Consider the following 2,283-nt stretch of genomic DNA (forward strand, 5'->3'; position numbering starts at 1 on the left):
CGCCTTCGGCGTCGCTTCGCGATGGACTTCGTCCACCCTTGACTTTGGAGCCTCTGCGGCCCCTGGGCAGGTGATGGGGGCAGGCTCCGCCTGCCCCGCCCCCGGGTCGCGCCACCCCACCACCCCCCTCCGTACCGTCACGGCAATCGACGGCGGGATGTCGAGGTGGCCGTGCCGACTCCGACCACAGGGTGAAGCAGTTTCGACAGCATCTCCCGAGGAGCCCCGATGTCCCGTAGCAGCAGCAAGTCAGCCCGTGTCGTCACCGTCGCCGCCGGCGTCGAGACCACCGACCGGACGGCACCGGTCCGCGACGACCGCCACGAGGCGCTCGAGGTCCTCATCGGCAAGTGGATCAACGAAGGCCACACGGTCGCGAGTGCGGAGGCCCCGTCGGTACCGATCCTTACCAGCGATGTCTACGAGTGGGCGCCCGGCGGCTTCTTCATCGTGCACTCGGCCTACGGAAGGATCGGCGACACCTCGGTCGGCGGCGTCGAGATCATCGGCGTCGACGGCGAGGCGTACAGCTCCACCTTCTACGACAGCTTCGGCAACGTCCACGTGTCACGACTGGAGATCGACGGCGACGAACTGCGGTGGATCGGCGACCGCACGCGCTGCACCGCGACACTGACCGACGGCGGCTTCACCCAGGTCGCCCGCCACGAGTCGAGCGCTGACGGCGAGACCTGGGCGCCATCGATGAACGTCACCCTCCGCAAGGCCACCTGACCGATACACGGAACTCGTCTTATGCAGCCCAGTCGAGGGCGCCATCCGGTGGCCCGTTGCCGCCGGGTGGTCCAGTTGCTGGCCGCGCGTCTGGTGGTGGCAGCAGCCGGTAGACGTACCGCCCGTCTCGATCCTTGGTGATCTGTATCTGGTCGGGGCGGCTGTGCTTGAACCGGTTGTGCCACCCGCAGGTGAGAGCGAGCTGATTGATGTCGGTGGGCGAGTGTCCGAGTGCCCACCCGTTGACGTGGTCCACTTCGCACAGCGTGCCCGGGGTCTCGCACTCTCGTACCGCACAGGTCGGGTAGAGGGTCTCCAGCACCTGGCGTTGGGCGGCGGAGGCGAACCGCTCCCGGTGGCCCAGATACAGCGGAGTGTTCCCCCGCCCCAGGAGCAGCGGCGACACCCCGGCAGCCAGGGCGATGCGGCGCGCCTGCGGCGCGGGGATTGGAGTGCCGTCGGTCAGGCGGGCCGGGGCGCTGCCTCCGGTCAGAGTGTCCAGGTCGCAGATGACGGTGACCTTGGTGGCCTTGTGACCACCCGACAGCACACTGGACAGGGCGGCGGCGGTGCGCTCGGAGAGATCCCGGCGGTCGTCGGGCCCGGCCGGCTTGGCCAACGGCGCCAGCGTGCCGTCGAAGATGGCGGCGTCCTCGGGGTTCAACCAGCCCTTCACATACCGGCCGCCGTCCAACGAACGCGTCGTGGTCAGCCACGACTTGTCATAGCCGCGCTTGGTGTCCTCGTCGGGTGCGTCTTCGGTGTCGTCGCGTTCGGCGATGAGGTCGCGGATGCGGCGGCCGAACGCGGCGACCTTCCCGGCGGAGAAGCCTTGGTCGATGAAGCCGAGAAGGGTTGTCTCGGCTTCTGCGCAGTCGGTGTCGTCCAGGCGGGCGACCGAGTCGGCGACGGTGGTGGCGTAGCCGAAGGACAGGTCGCCGGAGGCGAGTGCGGCGGCGACGTGGGGCAGGCGGTGGCGCTGCCGGGCGAGGGTGAGGCGTTCCTTGGCGCGGTTGTCGCGCATGCCCAGCCGCGACCGCAGCCACGCCTGCGTGGAGGGATATCCCCACCGCTGCTGTTCTCCGGTGGCGTCGACTCGGCCGATGAATCCGGCCAGCGCGCTTTCCTGCATATCGGATGCGGCGGCGAGGGTTTCGGTGAGTTCGAGGCAGGCGGCTGCCGACTCGGGGGCGTCTCTGGTGGCGAGTTCAGTGGCGATGGCGGAGAGCGCGTTCACCAATTCCATGGTGGACGCGGCCCCGAGCTCGACCGTCACTGAATGCATAGGTAAATAGTACCCTGCGTGACTGACATTCGAGGCCGTTCGAGGCACATTCTTCCCGGTATTTTCTGGGCGGGAAAGGCTGCCCGCCTTGCGTCTTCTTGGCGCCCTTGGCGTCGCGCAACGCAGGGGAGTTTCGTACCTGACGGAGGGGGGTGGTGGGGTGGCGCGACCTGGGGGCGGGGCAGGCGGAGCCTGCCCCCATCACCTGCCCAGGGGCCGCAGAGGCTCCAAAGTCAAGGGTGGACGAAGTCCATCGAGAAGCG

General features: G+C 68.6%; 2 protein-coding genes. One reads left to right on the top strand and one right to left on the bottom strand.

Translation table 11 applies throughout. From position 1 onward, the window contains the following. Positions 1 to 228: 228 nt before the first annotated feature. A complete protein-coding gene (locus F9B16_RS50140) occupies positions 229 to 735 on the top strand; it encodes a DUF1579 family protein (protein ID WP_151547303.1) in 507 nt (168 codons plus the stop codon). 19 nt (positions 736 to 754) lie between these two features. Here the strand turns inward: F9B16_RS50140 and F9B16_RS50145 are convergent, their stop codons facing one another. Further along, positions 755 to 2,011, bottom strand: a complete 1,257-nt coding sequence (locus F9B16_RS50145; protein WP_192809411.1) for an HNH endonuclease signature motif containing protein — start codon at positions 2,009 to 2,011, stop codon at positions 755 to 757. Between the last annotated feature and the right edge of the window lie 272 nt (positions 2,012 to 2,283).

This window comes from Actinomadura montaniterrae, assembly GCF_008923365.1.
Taxonomy (GTDB): Bacteria; Actinomycetota; Actinomycetes; order Streptosporangiales; family Streptosporangiaceae; genus Spirillospora; species Spirillospora montaniterrae.

Coding starts and splice junctions, on each gene's coding strand:
- F9B16_RS50140 (WP_151547303.1), top strand. CDS start 229: ATGTCCCGTAGCAGCAGCAAGTCAGCCCGTGTCGTCACCGTCGCCGCC.